Raw genomic sequence first — 17,465 nt, 5'->3', positions numbered from 1 at the left:
ACTGTTTAAAACAGGGGGCAAAGATAACAAAATTTGTTTTCAGCTGTTCTTTTTAGTAGAAAAAATATGCTCTTTATGCTTTTGGAGAGATGAGGAGACTTAAAATTTAGAAATTTATATTACTTTTGTCGATCACAATCGATAAAAATATAGCATGAACGAAAACATGAAGAAATTAATATTCATCGTCAATCCGATTTCAGGCACACAGAGTAAGGAGCTTATTCTTAATCTATTAGACGAAAAAATAGATAAGGAGAAGTATACTTGGGATGTGGTGTATACAAAAAGAGCCGGTCATGCCATAGAGATTGCTGCCCAAGCTGCGGAAATGAAAACCGATGTAGTGGTAGCTATCGGTGGTGACGGAACGATCAACGAGATAGGACGCTCGCTGGTACATACGGAAACAGCACTCGGCATCATCCCATGCGGATCGGGCAACGGACTTGCAAGACATCTGCATATCCCGATGGAGCCTAAAAAGGCATTGGAGATAATCAACGACGGGATATGCGACATTATAGATTATGGTAAGATCAACGGTACAGATTTTTTTTGTACTTGCGGAGTAGGATTCGACGCTTTCGTCAGTCTGAAATTTGCCAATGCCGGAAAACGCGGATTATTGACCTATCTGGAAAAAACATTGCAGGAGAGTCTGACTTATCAACCCGAAACTTACGAACTGGAAACCGAAGACGGTACCTATAAATATAAGGCATTTCTCATTGCATGCGGGAATGCGTCACAATATGGCAACAACGCCTATATAGCACCACAAGCCACCCTGACAGACGGTCTTCTGGATGTTACCATTCTTGAACCGTTCACCGTTCTGGACGTACCGTCGCTCGCCTTCCAACTGTTCAATAAAACCATCGATCAAAATAGCCGTATCAAAACTTTCCGTTGTAAAAACTTGCGCATTCATCGTTCCAAACCGGGAGTCATTCATTTTGACGGTGATCCGATGCAGGCTGATGAGAATGTAAACATCAAAATTATACAAAAAGGGCTACGGGTTATCGTGCCCAAAACAACCGTGGAAAAAGACAATGCAAATGTATTGCAGAGGGCACAGGAATACGTAAACGGCATTAGAATGATCAACGAAGCTATTGTAGACAACATTACCCACAAAAATCAGAAAATTATTAAGAAATTAACCCGAAAGGATTAAGAATTTGTGTACTTTTGCAAAATTGTAAAATAGTAAATCGTCTAATTGTAAATTAAGGATATGTTTAGAACACACACGTGTGGAGAACTTAGAATCTCTGATGTAAACAAGCAAGTAACGCTGTCCGGATGGGTACAGCGCAGCCGTAAAATGGGAGGTATGACTTTTATTGATCTCCGCGATCGCTACGGCATCACTCAATTGGTTTTCAACGAAGAAGTAAACGCCGAACTATGTGAACAAGCTAACAAACTGGGACGCGAATTCGTTATCCAGATAACCGGAGTTGTAAACGAACGTTTCAGCAAAAACTCAAATATTCCTACGGGAGATATCGAAATCATCGTATCGGAACTGAATATTCTAAATGCAGCCGTAACTCCTCCTTTTACGATTGAAGATAATACGGACGGGGGAGATGACATCCGTATGAAATACCGTTATCTCGATCTGCGTCGTAATGCCGTTCGTTCCAATTTGGAATTGCGCCATAAAATGACAATAGAGGTACGTAAATATCTGGACGAACAAGGGTTTATCGAAGTAGAAACTCCGGTATTGGTAGGCTCTACTCCCGAAGGCGCCCGCGATTTTGTAGTTCCCTCACGTATGAATCCGGGACAGTTTTATGCTTTGCCCCAATCTCCGCAGACTTTAAAGCAACTGTTAATGGTGGCCGGCTTCGACCGTTATTTCCAGATTGCAAAATGTTTCCGTGACGAAGACCTTCGCGCCGACCGTCAACCGGAATTTACCCAGATAGACTGCGAGATGAGCTTCGTTGAACAAGAAGACATTATCGCTACATTCGAAGGCATGGCAAAACATCTGTTCAAAACACTTCGTGGAGTGAAACTGACAGAGCCGTTTATACGCATGCCTTGGAGCGATGCCATGAAATATTACGGCAGTGACAAACCGGACCTGCGTTTCGGAATGAAATTCGTAGAGTTGATGGATATCATGAAAGGTCACGGCTTTTCCGTATTCGACAATGCGACCTATATCGGCGGTATTTGTGCCGAAGGTGCTGCAAGTTATACCCGTAAGCAATTGGATGCATTGACGGAATTCGTAAAAAGACCGCAAATCGGTGCCAAAGGAATGGTATATGCACGTGTAGAAGCCGATGGTACGGTAAAATCGAGTGTTGACAAATTCTATACACAAGAGGTGCTTCAGCAGATGAAAGAAGCTTTTGGAGCTAAACCGGGCGATTTGATTTTGATACTGTCCGGCGATGATACCATGAAGACCCGGAAACAACTTTGTGAACTGCGTCTTGAAATGGGTAAGCAGTTGGGATTGCGTGATAAGAACAAGTTTGCTTGTCTTTGGGTAATAGATTTCCCGATGTTTGAATGGAGTGAAGAAGAAGGCCGTCTGATGGCGATGCACCATCCGTTTACGCATCCGAAAGACGAAGATATCCATCTGTTGGATACCGATCCGGCTGCTGTTCGCGCAGATGCTTATGATATGGTTGTCAATGGTGTGGAAGTAGGAGGCGGGTCAATCCGTATCCACGACGCACAACTACAGGCAAAGATGTTCGAAATCTTGGGCTTTACCCCCGAAAAGGCACAAGAACAGTTTGGCTTCCTGATGAATGCATTCAAATTCGGCGCTCCTCCTCACGGCGGTTTGGCCTACGGTCTCGACCGTTGGGTATCGCTCTTTGCAGGTCTGGATTCAATCCGCGATTGCATTGCATTCCCGAAAAACAATTCCGGTCGTGATGTGATGTTGGATGCTCCGGCAGCACTCGATCCGTCACAACTTGATGAACTGAATCTGATCGTAGATATCAAGGAATAAGTGAAAGAGTCTGTACGCATCTTTCGTTTTGCCGTAATAGGTACGCTCAATGCTTTGATTACAGCATTCATCATTTGGCTGATGATGAAGAAGTTGTCGTACGATTACATTCCTGCCAATATCACTGCGTATATTATAGCCCAAATACACAATTTTATTTGGTGCAAATATTGGATATTTCCTACCGAAAGCAGAAAGAACAGCCTTTGGAAACAGATGCTGTTCTTTGGTATGGCTTTCGGTATAGCATATAGTGCGCAGTTCCTATTTCTTATTTCATTGGTAGAAGCAGGGGATGTAAATGAGTACTTAGCCCAATTCTTAGGTTTATTTATCTATGGAACAGTCAATTTTATAACAAACAAAAAAATTACTTTTCGATAGTCATTCACTACAGAGAATATACAGAGGGCACAGAATTTTAGTTGTACAGCAACCAAAAATCTGTGCCCTCTGTGTATATATACTGTGAAACGAAAGATCAGTCCAAGAACCGTTTTGTCAGTCCGCCATATTCGTCTATTCTTCTGTCGCGCAAGAACGGCCACCAACGGCGCACATTTTCCGAACGCTCCATATCAACTTCTACAACTATATTCTCTGTACGGTCATTGGAAGCTTGCGCCAGCAATTCTCCTTGAGGACCGGCAACAAAGCTGTTTCCCCAAAAAAGGATTCCATCCGTACGCATCGAAGGATCAGGTTCATGCCCCACACGGTTAACAGAAATAACCGGAATGCCGTTTGCTACGGCATGAGCACGTTGAGAGATAATCCATGCATTGAGCTGGCGGATCTTCTCATCATCGGCGTCCGAACTTTCCCAACCGATGGCAGTAGGATAAATCAGCAATTCCGCTCCTTTCAAGGCCATGAGTCGGGCTGCTTCCGGATACCACTGGTCCCAGCATACAAGCACGCCAAGTTTACCCAAAGAGGTTTGGACAGGTTCGAAGCCGATATCTCCGGGAGTAAAATAAAACTTCTCATAATAGGCCGGATCATCGGGGATATGCATCTTCCGGTATTTTCCGGCTATACTGCCATCACTGTCGAAAACGACCGCCGTATTATGATACAATCCCGGAGCACGTTTTTCAAATAAAGAAGTTACCAAAACGACCCCGTTAGCGGCAGCCAACTCCGAATAAAATCCGGTAGAAGGGCCGGGAATAGATTCCGCTAAATCAAAAACAAGGGTATTTTCCGTTTGGCAAAAATAAAGGGAGTTGTGTAACTCTTGCAACACAATCAGCTGTGCACCACGTGCAGCACACGCTTCTATGCTCTTAGCTAAATTCATCAGATTCGTTCTGATGTCCGAAGTATTGGCTTGCTGAATCAAACCGACTTGTATCTTTCTCATCTATATCAATATATTTACGATTGAACAATCAAAGCTATTTACGATTGGACAATTTACGATTTACGATTGAAGTTACTATTTTAGGACGCCGAGGGGGTATTGCATGGTGACGCAATGCAAGGAACCGTGTTGCTTAATCAAAGGGCGACAGTCGATGCCTACCATCTGATATCCGGGAAAAGCCTCCTGCAAAACCTCACAAGCACGCCTGTCATTCTCCGGTTGATTATAAGTAGGATAGAGGATAGTCCCATTCAGTATCAAGAAATTAGCATATGTGGCAGGTAACCGTTCTCCCTCTTCCACTACTTTATCGGCCATTGGCAAAGCTAACAGACGATAAGGTTCACCGTTCAATGTACGGAATGAATGAAGCTGTTCTTCCATAGCCTGCAAAGCTTCATAATGCTCATCCGTTTCATCTTCACATTGCACATAGACAATGGTATCGGCGGGGCAAAACCGTGCCAATGTATCGATATGGCTATCCGTATCGTCACCGGCCAGATATCCGTCATCCAACCATAATATTTGCCGAACTTGAAAAACACTTTTCAGATACTCTTCAATTTCCACTTTATTTTTTTGTCCGTTACGGTTGGGAGACAACAGGCATTCGGAGGTAGTAAGCAAAGTTCCCATACCGTCACTCTCGATAGATCCCCCTTCGAGCACAAAACCGAGACGATTGACATAACGCCCTTTCAGAATTCCATTTTCAACAGCATGACGAGTAATCTGATTATCAAGATGGGAAGCAAACTTCAATCCCCATCCGTTAAAAGTGAAATCGAGTAGGGAAGGCCCGTCTGCATCCATCATGGTAATGGCTCCGTGATCACGCGCCCATGTATCATTCGTTCCGCATTCCAGAAAACGGACATTCTCCATATTCACAATAGCGGCAATCTGCTTTTTCACCTCTTCCGGTTCAGGGGTGACAATCAATAACAACTCTCTTTCCGCTATCTCCCGGGCTATATCGATAAAACACTTCTGCACTTCCTCCAACATATATGCCCAATCCGTCTCTGCATGAGGCCAAGTTAATTGTACTCCGCTTTGAGGATACCACTCAGCGGGAAGAAAAGGCTTCCGCACCTCCATCTGCTGATCGGCTACCTTGCCAAAATTCAATTGTAAATCTTTCTCCGAACCTCCTGTACGGGGAAGTCCTACTAAAATTCCCATCTGCCTGATTTATTTTTTTAATTTATGAAATCTATTGTTTGGGCTTACGGTCAAAGAACGGATTCTTGGAAGAAGCACTGACAGGTATGGCATACACCTGTTTACAGCCTTTCAACCAGTCAAGCCGTTGTGCCGCCAATCCCGCAGAGAACATCACACGTGTATCTACACGCATATCGGCTGCTGTGGCACAGGCAGAACCGATAGCAATGCCGACATCGACGCTGTTGATAGCACAAGGCACTCCTTCTGCACGACCGGCACAAGTGGCATATCCGCAATGTCCGCAGTTCAAACCCTGAGCCTGTTCATGCGTACCTATCAGCACAATGCCCTCTGCACTCAATATGTTATCGGCATCCCGAAGAAAAAATTTCATACCATGTTCTTCTACCATTGCAACCATCTTATCGGAAAGTACTTTTACATCATCCCCTGTAACCAAAGCAACTTCTATTATATCCACTCCCTTTCCTTTCGGAGCCGTACGGGCTGCTGTCATCATCTGACGTGCCACATCAAGCACATGTTCATGACGAATATCTCGTTCGTTCTGTATCATAATCTCTTTTTTAAAATTCACTAAGCAAAGATAAAGATAAAAATGTAACGGAAAAAAGAATTAATTCTTTATCTAACAGAGAATCCCCTTTACTGTTTGCTTATAATGCAAAGAGTATAGCCAATCCAAGATAAATTAACCTGAGTTCGACATAACTTTTGTCTCGCATGATTAAGAAGAAGCTATACAGCATAATTCTTATAACGAATCAGAATTAAATGAAAACATAAAAAAAACGCAGATTTACACAAAGAGCAAAATCACATTTGCGATCATTTGTATAAATCTACGCTTTTTTATTATCAGTATATACGCAGACGGTAGGGGTTATTTAAAATAACTATCCATCCACACCAAACGCTCCTGATACCATTTACTGATTTGTGCCAAAGAGGTGTAGCAACTGCTGTTAGACGGTATTGCCGGCCATCTCTTAAAGTCCTTCTCGTAGGCTTCCTGTGATATTTGCGACATAAAATCCGAGAAACGTCCGATTACATTATTGTAGCTCAACGCATTCGTCTTAAGATAATTCCAACGTGCAACAATTTCCGGTTGGAAAGCCGCATAAAACATATTCCAAAAGCGTTTGCCGCTCTCGCCGGGCTCGGGAGAGTTCAGTACGCTTCCCGAACTGGACAACAACTTACTCCCGTTCCAATACAATCCCAATATCGTATCCATATCATACCATTGGAAATACCAGATACTTCCATCCCACGTGCACATCGATAGATTTTTATCGACATCATCGTCGGCATAAAATGCCTCCAGAATAATATAATAATCCATCATTGCATCTTTATTGAAATAATTGTTGAATCCGCTTTTGAAAGCACTCGGATTATTTTTCACTGAATTGAACCAATCCAACGGACGGGAAATCTTTTTTACGATATCTGCCGGAATATCACCGGCTCCACTGACTCCGTCGATTTTAGGATTCTTCATCTCCCAGTTACTTGATACAAATGCATAGAAATTGTTATGCTCTTCCGCTTTCAGCAAAATATGATTGTAATTCGACTTTGTCATACAGTAATTATCACGATGTACCTTCAAATTCCAGGTATAAAGACCATAATACTCATCGTTAATATACAGCTCTATGGGAAACCCGTCAATATGTCCTTTAGCTCCGTTATCCAGTATATTACCTTTTACATTATCTCCCCAACCCGAACGCCACGGACGTTGCTTCTCAAACGGCAGTGTATAGGCAACATCGTCTACAACACGCCCCATACAAACGTTTCTTGCCTGCGTAGCATCTATATAATTGGCCTTTAAATGATAAGAATCCATCGGTATCCAGTCTCCAAATTTTATTTTTCGGTCGAGATCGATAGAGAAATTCTTTTTAGGATATGACATCGAAGAAGAACCCTGATAGGTTATCTCTATTTCCGACTTAAAACCGTAACCGTTGCCACCATTATAAGTCAGCTTGGCAGTAACGGGATAATCTTTTGTCACGTTATTCAGATTCACGTCGATATTAACCTGTCCCAAACCTTCCGGAGGAAGAATAGAAGTGTATTTTTTATCTTTCAGTTCCTGATACTCCGAAAATGAGGCAGTGGCATCCTGCAAATCACTTAGAGACGTTTCGTTTGCTTCTAATTGTTTCTTAAGATCGATGATGCAGTTTACCAGACTGTCATTCGTCTTTTTCAACGCACCGATCGACTTCTGAAAATCCTCGGAATTGCTGTTCAAAGCATATTCCGCATATTTTGCATAAGGCACGCTGCCCAATTCCGTGGCACTGATCTCTTCGTAGCCGTTCCCTCTATCGAGTTTGATCTTAATCGATTGGTTTTGAGCGCTCCAGTCGATCTTTTCAAATGTACCGAAAACACGGCTTCCGTTACCAATAACCATATTTATATATCCCGTGGCCGATGTAGTGAGCTGGTGGGTTTCCTTATATGCCACCTGATTGTCCGACATAATTGTAACCTGTAACGTCACGCTCTGTTCTTTTATGACCATCCCTGAAGCGTCCCGCAAAACGGCTTGATAATTAAATCCCTTCTGAGGATCGATTGCAAACATATTCAGGCTGATGAAAAAGCTGATCAATAAGAAAATGTGTTTCATAGTTTTATGATTTTTTTTGTTACTACTGTTTTACCGTTGATATCGGTTAATTTTACACTGTAAATACCGGAAGTTAAAGAAGATACATTATACGTAGAAGGAGACTTCAGTATATTGAACTGTCTTGCCAATACTCCATTGAGTGAATAGATACTGATAGAAGCCATAGAAGCAGACGGAGGGATGGAGATATTCAAATAATCGCCGACCGGAGAAGGCCATATCACGGTTTTCTCCTGCCACTCATCAGTCTCCAACCCCACAGACGAGCTTAGATCGATATAAGACAAGATTCCCTGAACGATCATACAGTCATCTGTTTGATAATAACCTCCGACAACTTCCCCTATAACCCAAGACACCGCAGGAGACTCCCTCCCGGCAGGTGCAACAAGCTGTTGTGCATAGACCGAAGAAGCATACAGGCAACCTAAAATACCTAATAGAGGTATGCAAATGTGTTTCATAATAAAAAGATTTAATTGTTATGGTAGTAATACATATGAATAGTAGAAACACCCCATACCGATTAATCTTATTTAACTGTTTATCGATAATTACTTACCGTATTTGCACAAATGTGCCCCGTATGGCTAACATTTTTTCTCCGTCTTTCTGATAAATTCTTCGTGAAGATTCACAAATAAAGTATAAAGAAGCGCCATATTTTTCCTACCTTTGCCGAAAAGACTGATTATTAAGACATAAATGCTACAAATAAATAACGCATGTATTGCTTTCGGAGAAGACGTGCTTTTTTCCGGCTTTTGCATGCAAGTACGCAGAGGCGAGACGGCTTGCATTGCGGGAGAGTCGGGTAAGGGAAAAACATCGCTTCTTAACGCCATTATGGGATTTGTACCGTTACGTGAAGGAACAATCACCGTAGGCGATTTGGAATTAAATAAGAGTACCATTGACATCATTCGCCGCCAGACAGCCTGGATTCCCCAAGAACTGGCACTGCCCGTTGAATGGGTAAAGGAGATGGTGCGGCTTCCGTTTGAACTGAAAGCTAACAAAAACAATCCTTTCTCGAAGAAAATGCTGTTCGACTGCTTTGCAGAATTGGGATTGGATGAAGAACTGTATAACAAGCGGGTAGGGGAAGTATCCGGCGGGCAACGGCAACGCATTATGATAGCCGTGGCCGCCCTATTAAAAAAGCCGCTGATTATAGTAGACGAACCCACCTCGGCGCTCGATTCCGAATCTGCAGATAAAGTATTGGCTTTTTTATGCAGACAAGCCGAACAAGGAGCTGCTGTTTTAGCCGTATCCCATAGCAAAGCCTTCGCCCACGGCTGTAATCAGATAATCACATTATAAAATCAGATAATCACAATTATTAAAGGGATGTAATCTCAATCGTCTAACCGTCAACCGTTCAATCGTAAATATTTTCATGGGAACAATAGATATATCTTACCTTAGCCTGTTTACCGGCTTGCTTCTGCTGATCATACCGGTGTTTTATTTGTGGAAATTCAAAACCGGTCTGTTAAAAGCCACCCTTATCGGCACGGCACGCATGATCGTACAGCTTTTCCTGATCGGGATGTATCTGAAATACTTATTCCTGTGGAATAACCCGTGGATAAACTTTCTGTGGGTAATCATTATGATATTCGTAGCCGGACAAACGGCCCTTTCGCGTACCGGATTAAAACGGAAAATACTGTTGATTCCCATCAGTGTGGGCTTTCTATGTAGTGTGGTTCTGGTAGGAATGTACTTTATCGGTATAGTACTTCAACTGGACAATGTATTCAGCGCCCAATACTTCATTCCTATTTTCGGCATTCTGATGGGAAACATGCTTTCGAGCAATGTCATCGCCTTGAACACCTATTACAGCGGTCTGAAACGGGAAGAGCAACTCTATTGCTATCTGCTCGGCAACGGAGCGACACGTCAGGAAGCACAAGCTCCTTTCATCCGGCAGGCGATCATAAAAGCTTTCAGCCCTCTGATAGCCAATATCGCCGTAATGGGATTGGTGGCATTACCGGGCACAATGATCGGACAGATATTGGGAGGCAGTAGCCCGAATGTGGCCATCAAATATCAAATGATGATTATGGTGATTACATTCACCGCTTCCATGCTATCACTGATGATCACCATCTCACTTGCATCGCGTAAATCATTCGATGCATATGGCAGGCTGTTACAGGTTATGGTAGAAAAAAAGGTATAGGTCATCTTGGACATACGTAACAGTCGTTCTTTATATTTTATAGGGTTGATATTTATAATACAGTTTATTGATGAGGGTTACTAAAACAAGAATAAAATTAAAAAGGTAGAATGTTGTTATTGAATACTTGTGTAGAGGATATTGAAGCCTCTCCCCAACCCTCTCCGTGGGAGAGGGAGCTAAGTTAGCTTTGTAACTAATCAATAAACAAAAGTATCTGTACGCCCTCTCCCACGGAGAGGGTTGGGGAGAGGCTTCGTTTTTATCTTAATGACACAAAAAATGGCCATTTGCAATCCACAGTATGCAAAAACATCTAAAATAAATCTATTAATCTCCCTAAAATACTTTCCTTTTAATATTTCAGACAGTTTCTTTTTGTATCGTCGGTTGAATTTGTATATTTGCTACCGAACTTAATTTAATACCGATGAAAATACTGTCAATTCACGATCTTGAAAAGATCAGAAAAAGTGCGGCAACCGCACTCCGTTTACGTGAAGAGAGTAACGACAAAGTAACTGAAAATAGCTGCGGTCTGACTCTCGGTTCACAACACTTGCAGATTTTGATTTGTGGAGGTACGGGATGCAAAGCTTCTTCCAGTCACACCATTGCAGACAATCTGAATAAAGCACTCGAAGAAAACGGAATAGCAGACAAAGTAGAGGTCATAACAACCGGCTGCTTTGGTTTCTGCGAGAAAGGGCCTATCGTAAAAATCATACCCGACAATACATTTTATATACAAGTAACTCCCGAAGATGCCGAGGAAATAGTAAGGGAACATATTATAAGAGGTAAGAGGATCGAGCGTCTGCTATTTACCGATCCTAAAACCGAACAGAAAGTAAGCGATTCGAAACATATGGATTTCTACCGGAAACAAATGCGCATCGCATTGCGCAATTGTGGTTTCATCGACCCGGAGAACATAGAAGAATATATTGCCCGCAACGGGTATGCAGCCTTGGCGGATTCCCTTTTCAACCATACTCCGGAAGAGATAATAGATGAGATCAAACGTTCCGGTTTGCGTGGCCGTGGGGGCGGAGGATTTCCCACAGGCATGAAATGGGAACTGACCGCAAAACAGCAGGCAGCCCTTAAATACGTGGTTTGCAATGCCGACGAGGGTGACCCGGGCGCATTTATGGACCGTTCCATTATGGAAGGAGATCCTCATTCCATTATCGAAGCGATGGCATTATGCGGATATTCGATCGGTGCCTCTCAAGGGCTCGTATACATTCGTGCAGAATATCCATTGGCAATACACCGTTTGAAAACAGCCATTATGCAAGCCCGTGAATACGGATTGTTGGGAGAGAATATATTGGGAACAGGTTTCAACTTTGATATTAATATAAGGTATGGAGCCGGTGCTTTTGTATGTGGCGAAGAAACCGCACTTATTCACTCGATGGAAGGCAAAAGAGGTGAACCGACCCTGAAACCGCCATTCCCTGCCGAATCCGGATACCAAGGCAGACCGACCAATGTGAATAACGTGGAAACACTGGCCAATATCCCCATCATTCTCATAAACGGGGCCGAGTGGTTTGCCTCCATCGGTACGGAACGATCCAAAGGAACCAAGGTTTTTGCCCTGGCCGGAAAGATCAATAACGTCGGGTTAATAGAAGTACCGATGGGAACAACCTTACGCGAGGTAATTTATGAGATAGGCGGAGGTATCAAAGGCGGGAAGCAATTTAAAGCCGTACAAACCGGAGGTCCTTCGGGCGGCTGCCTTACCGAAAAGCATCTCGATACCCCCATCGATTTCGACAATCTGCTTGCAGCCGGTTCTATGATGGGTTCGGGTGGAATGATCGTTATGGACGAAGATGATTGTATGGTGTCAGTAGCGCGCTTCTTCCTTGACTTCACTGTAGAAGAATCATGCGGTAAATGTACCCCCTGCCGGATCGGCAACAAACGGTTGTTGGAATTACTCAATAAAATAACGGAAGGGAAAGCCACCGAGAAAGACCTGCAAACTTTGCAAACACTCGGTAAAGTAATAAAGGATACTGCTTTATGCGGATTAGGGCAGACGTCTCCAAATCCGGTGTTATCTACATTAGACAATTTCTATGACGAGTATGTGGAGCACGTACGGGATAAAACATGCCGTGCCAAACAATGCAAGTCTCTGCTGACCTACTACATCAATCCCGATACTTGCATCGGTTGTCACCTATGTGCTAAAAATTGTCCGGCGGATGCCATCACGGGATTACCGCGTAAACCTCATACCGTTCTTCCGGAGAAATGTATCAAGTGTGGCATGTGCATGGCACGCTGTAAGTTCAATGCAATCTCTGTATGCTAATCTCAATGACTATGGAAACAAAAGAAATAACACTGCAAATAGACCGTCATTCAATAACAGTACCCGCAGGTACTACTATCCTCGAAGCTGCAACTGAAATCGGTATCAACATCCCGACCCTTTGCCACATCGACCTGAAAGGAACGTGTATAAAAAATAATCCGGCATCCTGCCGTATATGTGTAGTAGAAGTGGAAGGCAGGCGCAACCTTGCTCCGGCCTGTGCCACCAAGTGCACAGAAGGAATGGTGGTACGCACCAGTACCCTCCGGGTAATGAATGCCAGAAAAGTAGTGGCCGAACTTATCTTGTCCGACCATCCGAATGACTGCCTCACTTGCCCGAAATCGGGGAATTGTGAATTGCAAAACCTGGCCCTCCGATTCAATGTACGGGAAATGCCTTTCAATGGCGGTGAACTTTCACTTCGTAAGCGGGAAGTAACCTCTTCCATCGTACGCAACATGGATAAATGTATTTTCTGCCGCAGATGCGAAAGCGTATGTAACGATGTACAAACCGTTGGTGCTTTGGGAGCCGTACGAAGAGGATTCAATACCACTATCGCCCCCGCATTCGACAAAAAAATGAGTGAGAGTGAATGTACCTATTGCGGACAGTGTGTAGCTGTCTGTCCGGTAGGGGCCTTGACTGAACGCGATCACACCAACCGGCTCCTCGAAGACCTGGATAACCCCGATAAAGTAGTTATCGTGCAGACAGCTCCTGCCGTACGTGTAGCTTTGGGCGAAGAATTCGGTATGCCTGCCGGCACACAAGTTACGGGCAAAATGGTATACGCTCTTCGTGAACTGGGATTCAACTATGTATTCGATACCGATTTTGCTGCGGACCTCACCATAATGGAAGAAGGAACAGAGGTACTGGAAAGATTTGGCCGGTTCCTCAACGGCGATAAGAATGTATGCCTGCCGATTCTCACTTCATGCTGTCCGGCATGGGTGAACTTCTTTGAACACCACTTCCCCGATCTGCTCGACATCCCTTCTACCGCCCGTTCTCCGCAACAAATGTTCGGTTCTATCGCCAAAACTTATTGGGCAGAAAAAATGGGTATTCCACGCGAAAAACTGGTGGTGGTATCCATCATGCCTTGCCTGGCCAAAAAGTATGAATGCGATCGGGAGGAATTCAAAGTCAACGGTAATCCCGATGTAGATTATTCTATCTCGACCCGTGAACTGGCAACGCTTATCAAACGGGCCAATATCGGCTTTCATCTGTTGCCCGACAGCGAATTTGACCATCCGATGGGCGAATCGACCGGAGCAGGTGTTATTTTCGGAACTACCGGCGGAGTAATGGAAGCTGCTTTGCGCTCGGTATACGAAATTTATACAGGTAATGTCCTGGAAAATGTAAACTTTGAGAACGTCAGAGGGTTGGAAGGCGTACGCCGCGCTACTATCAATCTGAATGGTTTTGAATTGAAAGTAGGAATAGCACATGGCTTAGGAAATGCACGCCGGCTGCTGGAAGATATACGAAACGGTCATAATGAATATCACGCCATCGAAATCATGGCTTGTCCCGGTGGCTGTATCGGTGGTGGCGGCCAACCGCTCCATCACGGACGAGCAGATATATTATATGCACGTGCCAGAGCATTGTATCAGGAGGATGCTCAGAAACCTATACGGAAATCTCATGAGAACCCGTATATTCAAAAGCTGTATGAAGAGTATCTGGGCAAACCGCTCAGCGAAAAGGCGCATATGCTGCTGCACACTCATTATTTCAACAAATCGATCGATTAAACACTAAAGGATTAAATTTATGTCGGATATAAAATTAGCATGTACGGTGGTCGAACAGGTGAAATCGCTCTGCGACCAACACGGAAACGACCCGGGAGAACTTATCAATATCCTCCACGAAGCCCAGCATCTTCATGGGTATTTGCCCGAAGAGATGCAGCGCATCATAGCCCATAAACTAAATATTCCCGTATCTAAAGTATATGGAGTGGTTACTTTCTATACTTTTTTTACAATGACTCCTAAAGGCAAACATCCCATCTCTGTCTGTATGGGAACTGCCTGCTACGTAAGAGGGTCAGAAAAATTACTGGAAGAGTTTAAACGTATTCTCGGAATCGAAGTAGGGGAGACAACCCCCGACGGAAAATTCTCACTCGACTGCCTGCGTTGTGTAGGTGCTTGCGGATTGGCACCTGTGGTAATGATAGGAGAGAAAGTTTACGGACGACTTCAGCCGGTAGATATCAAAAAGATTCTGGACGAACTTGAATAGCCATCACACATTTTAAGAGAAATACAAAAGTGTACACTATTACATGATAAAAGTCTATTCTTTTATATGGTAATAATGTACACTTTTAATATACAGAAGTATATACTTTTATAACGGGCTTTAAGCCAATGGTTTACAAATAGTATCTTTCCCTCTTTTCAGAACCGTTCCTATAGTCTGTATGCATTGTCCTTACAGTCTGTATGCATTGTTCTCACTATCTGTATGCATTGTGCCCACTATCTTCAAATATTGTTCCCGAAAGCTTTGTACACGATACATAGAGAGAAAGACAAATTACCAATGCATCACTACTTTAAATTGACATTCTCCAGGGGAGTTCTCAGTAAAGAAATCACTGTAAGTCACATAGAAAGCAAACGACCCCACAGAATAATCATAAGAGAATGTTTCTGTCCACAAATTGTCTCCATCGGCATAATGCATTACATAAGGCAGAGGAGTCTGAACCGGCACATCGCCGTCATATTGAATCAAATATACCATAACACTTCCTTTATCAAAAATATACTGATCCAAATATTCATCCTCAACAACGCAACGGAAAAAAGAATTATCTGCGTTCACACCTCCTATGCGCTCCCAATTCTTAACGGTGATCACATACGAATCCCAATTTTGCGTATCATCCGAATTCCCTCCCGGACGATTATTCCAATTCGAGTCAGTATCGCTTTCACAGGCTCCGAAAACGACAGTCAGCAATAATAAAAATAAAATCTTTTTCATCTAATCTATATTTAATATATTATTAATCATATAATTATCTATTCCACCTCATTATAAATTCTTTTTCATCGGTTCCTTCTTCTATCTGTTCCTCTATCAACCGGAATCCCTGTTTCTCATAAAAAAGAACGGACGATTCATTTTTGGCATAAACATTCAATGTAATTTCCGTATGCCTCTCCTTTACATGCTCCAACAACGCTTTTCCAATGCCCGTTCCCTGTGATTCGGGGATTACGAATAGAGCAGCCAGATAATTGCCGGTCATAGAAATAAACCCTTGTATCAACCCGATATTTTCATCTTCAAACACATAAGTATTGCTTGCAGGAAGATAAATATTCCGCATATCATCCTGTTTACCAATCCAATACATAGCAGGGATAAAATGATGGGCAAGAATGGAAGCCTCCAGCCAAATACGGATTACCCGGTCAGCATCCTGAGAATTATAACTTCTTATCATATTTTGATTCAAATCAAATTGTTTACAACCAACTTTGTCTATATTTGCAAATATACAATCATTTAGCGAATCTACATCATGAACCACCAATTAAGAGTTTGGACACCGGAAGATATACCTTCATTAACTTTTCATATCAATAATATAAATATATGGAACAATACCCGCGACGGTTTGCCACATCCTTATACGGAAGAAGATGCAGAGAATTTCATTAAAATGAATATGGAGCATGAAGGTCCGGCAGAGAACTTTGCCATAGACATAGATGGAAAAGCGGTTGGAGGCGTAGGTTTTGTTATGGGAAGCGATGTAGAAAGAATTTCAGCCGAAATAGGATATTGGTTAGGTGAGCAATATTGGGGGCGGGGAATTATGACCTCGGCTGTGCAGGAAGCTGTAAAATATGCTTTTGAAACCCTACCGGTCATACGTATTTATGCCGGAGTATTCGAATACAACATTCCCTCGATGAAAGTTTTGGAGAAAGCCGGTTTCAAAAAAGAAGCCATTTTGAGAAAAGCAGTTATCAAGAATGGCAAGATACTCGACTTTCATTATTATGCCCTTTTAAAAGAAGAATAATCATCATTAATAAAAACAGACTTATATGCACATTCACCACATTGCGCTCTGGACCACCCGGTTGGAAGAGCTAAAAGATTTCTACATCACTTATTTTAAAGGAACCGGTAATGAGAAGTATATCAATCCTTTGAAAGGCTTCGAATCCTATCTTGTGAGCTTTGACGAGAAAAGCGCTTTAATAGAAATTATGCGCAAAACAGATGTTACTTCTCCGGCAGATAACATTCCCCATATCGGATTAGCACATTTTTCTTTCTCAACTGGAAGTAAAGACGCAGTACTCGCACTCACGGAACGTCTGCGCCGTGACGGATTTACAGTTGCCAGCGAACCTCGCACTACGGGAGACGGCTTCTTTGAAAGCGCTATTCTCGATCCGGACGGAAACCTGGTAGAAATAACCGTTTAATTAAACTTTGCCGCAAGATCCGGTAAATAACGAAGTTGCAAGTATTGCTCGCTGCTCCGAATTTCTACAAATGTACTAAAAAACGATAAAAGTCATACTTCTTCCTTTCTTTTTTCTTATATTTGCAACCAAATTTTCTACAATAATGAAAATTAAAGAGATTGTAAGCGCCCTTGAACGGTTCGCGCCTCTGCCATTGCAAGACGGATTTGATAAT

The 17,465-nt window shown here is 42.9% G+C and carries 17 protein-coding genes; 10 read left to right on the top strand and 7 right to left on the bottom strand.

Going from position 1 to position 17,465, the window contains the following annotated elements; all coding sequences use genetic code 11:
- Positions 1 to 154 precede the first annotated feature (154 nt).
- From QVP90_RS06435 to QVP90_RS06425, 3 genes are read left to right on the top strand one after another with little or no spacing between them, the layout of a single operon-like run.
- Entirely contained in the window at positions 155 to 1,183 is a 1,029-nt protein-coding gene (locus QVP90_RS06435) for a diacylglycerol/lipid kinase family protein (RefSeq protein ID WP_005931762.1), read from the top strand.
- A 60-nt stretch (positions 1,184 to 1,243) separates the two neighbouring features.
- Positions 1,244 to 3,001: an aspartate--tRNA ligase gene (gene aspS / locus QVP90_RS06430; RefSeq protein WP_021935963.1), complete on the top strand. Its 1,758-nt coding sequence runs from the start codon at positions 1,244 to 1,246 to the stop codon at positions 2,999 to 3,001.
- The gene (locus QVP90_RS06425; protein ID WP_025819058.1) at positions 3,002 to 3,385 is read left to right on the top strand and encodes a GtrA family protein; all 384 of its coding nucleotides are present in this window, start codon (positions 3,002 to 3,004) and stop codon (positions 3,383 to 3,385) included.
- A 97-nt stretch (positions 3,386 to 3,482) separates the two neighbouring features.
- Here the strand turns inward: QVP90_RS06425 and QVP90_RS06420 are convergent, their stop codons facing one another.
- The 5 genes from QVP90_RS06420 to QVP90_RS06400 form a co-directional block, all read right to left on the bottom strand.
- Positions 3,483 to 4,367 (bottom strand): carbon-nitrogen hydrolase, encoded by an 885-nt coding sequence (locus QVP90_RS06420; protein WP_005931757.1) that lies wholly within the window; start codon positions 4,365 to 4,367, stop codon positions 3,483 to 3,485.
- Positions 4,368 to 4,442: 75 nt separating this feature from the next.
- Positions 4,443 to 5,558 carry an agmatine deiminase family protein gene (locus QVP90_RS06415; RefSeq protein WP_021935962.1) on the bottom strand — a complete coding sequence of 372 codons (1,116 nt, stop codon included), beginning with the start codon at positions 5,556 to 5,558 and terminating at the stop codon, positions 4,443 to 4,445.
- 31 nt (positions 5,559 to 5,589) lie between these two features.
- Positions 5,590 to 6,120 (bottom strand): ferredoxin domain-containing protein, encoded by a 531-nt coding sequence (locus QVP90_RS06410; protein ID WP_005931750.1) that lies wholly within the window; start codon positions 6,118 to 6,120, stop codon positions 5,590 to 5,592.
- 327 nt (positions 6,121 to 6,447) lie between these two features.
- Positions 6,448 to 8,223 carry a CotH kinase family protein gene (locus QVP90_RS06405; RefSeq protein ID WP_021935961.1) on the bottom strand — a complete coding sequence of 592 codons (1,776 nt, stop codon included), beginning with the start codon at positions 8,221 to 8,223 and terminating at the stop codon, positions 6,448 to 6,450.
- Positions 8,220 to 8,690 carry a T9SS type A sorting domain-containing protein gene (locus tag QVP90_RS06400; RefSeq protein ID WP_021935960.1) on the bottom strand — a complete coding sequence of 157 codons (471 nt, stop codon included), beginning with the start codon at positions 8,688 to 8,690 and terminating at the stop codon, positions 8,220 to 8,222. The genes QVP90_RS06405 and QVP90_RS06400 overlap by 4 nt, the downstream gene beginning before the upstream one ends.
- Before the next feature lie 241 nt (positions 8,691 to 8,931).
- Here QVP90_RS06400 and QVP90_RS06395 point away from each other — a divergent pair, with 241 nt between their 5' ends.
- The 5 genes from QVP90_RS06395 to nuoE all read left to right on the top strand — a co-directional run bounded on the left by QVP90_RS06395 (position 8,932) and on the right by nuoE (position 15,035).
- Entirely contained in the window at positions 8,932 to 9,552 is a 621-nt protein-coding gene (locus tag QVP90_RS06395; protein WP_005931742.1) for an ABC transporter ATP-binding protein, read from the top strand.
- Between the two features lie 76 nt (positions 9,553 to 9,628).
- Positions 9,629 to 10,423, top strand: coding sequence for an ABC transporter permease (locus tag QVP90_RS06390; protein ID WP_021935959.1), 795 nt, complete (start codon positions 9,629 to 9,631; stop codon positions 10,421 to 10,423).
- A 430-nt stretch (positions 10,424 to 10,853) separates the two neighbouring features.
- Complete coding sequence (gene nuoF, locus QVP90_RS06385) at positions 10,854 to 12,761, top strand: NADH-quinone oxidoreductase subunit NuoF (RefSeq protein WP_005931736.1); 1,908 nt, start codon at positions 10,854 to 10,856, stop codon at positions 12,759 to 12,761.
- An 11-nt stretch (positions 12,762 to 12,772) separates the two neighbouring features.
- A complete protein-coding gene (locus QVP90_RS06380) occupies positions 12,773 to 14,539 on the top strand; it encodes an NADH-dependent [FeFe] hydrogenase, group A6 (protein ID WP_021935958.1) in 1,767 nt (588 codons plus the stop codon).
- Between the two features lie 19 nt (positions 14,540 to 14,558).
- The gene (gene nuoE / locus QVP90_RS06375; protein ID WP_005931730.1) at positions 14,559 to 15,035 is read left to right on the top strand and encodes an NADH-quinone oxidoreductase subunit NuoE; all 477 of its coding nucleotides are present in this window, start codon (positions 14,559 to 14,561) and stop codon (positions 15,033 to 15,035) included.
- Positions 15,036 to 15,332: 297 nt separating this feature from the next.
- Here the strand turns inward: nuoE and QVP90_RS06370 are convergent, their stop codons facing one another.
- Positions 15,333 to 15,785, bottom strand: coding sequence for a hypothetical protein (locus QVP90_RS06370; protein ID WP_005931728.1), 453 nt, complete (start codon positions 15,783 to 15,785; stop codon positions 15,333 to 15,335).
- Positions 15,786 to 15,819: 34 nt separating this feature from the next.
- Complete coding sequence (locus QVP90_RS06365; RefSeq protein WP_021935957.1) at positions 15,820 to 16,251, bottom strand: N-acetyltransferase; 432 nt, start codon at positions 16,249 to 16,251, stop codon at positions 15,820 to 15,822.
- A 78-nt stretch (positions 16,252 to 16,329) separates the two neighbouring features.
- Here QVP90_RS06365 and QVP90_RS06360 point away from each other — a divergent pair, with 78 nt between their 5' ends.
- Together QVP90_RS06360 and QVP90_RS06355 are read left to right on the top strand one after the other, a co-directional pair.
- On the top strand, positions 16,330 to 16,836 hold the full coding sequence (locus tag QVP90_RS06360; protein WP_021935956.1) for a GNAT family N-acetyltransferase: 507 nt from the start codon (positions 16,330 to 16,332) through the stop codon (positions 16,834 to 16,836).
- Between the two features lie 25 nt (positions 16,837 to 16,861).
- The gene (locus QVP90_RS06355) at positions 16,862 to 17,248 is read left to right on the top strand and encodes a VOC family protein (protein WP_021935955.1); all 387 of its coding nucleotides are present in this window, start codon (positions 16,862 to 16,864) and stop codon (positions 17,246 to 17,248) included.
- The last annotated feature ends 217 nt before the right edge of the window (positions 17,249 to 17,465 follow it).

Origin of the sequence: Bacteroides sp. CAG:189 (assembly GCF_000432295.1) — a bacterium.
Classification (GTDB): Bacteria; Bacteroidota; Bacteroidia; order Bacteroidales; family Bacteroidaceae; genus Bacteroides; species Bacteroides salyersiae.
This window is presented reverse-complemented; position numbering and strand designations above follow the sequence as displayed.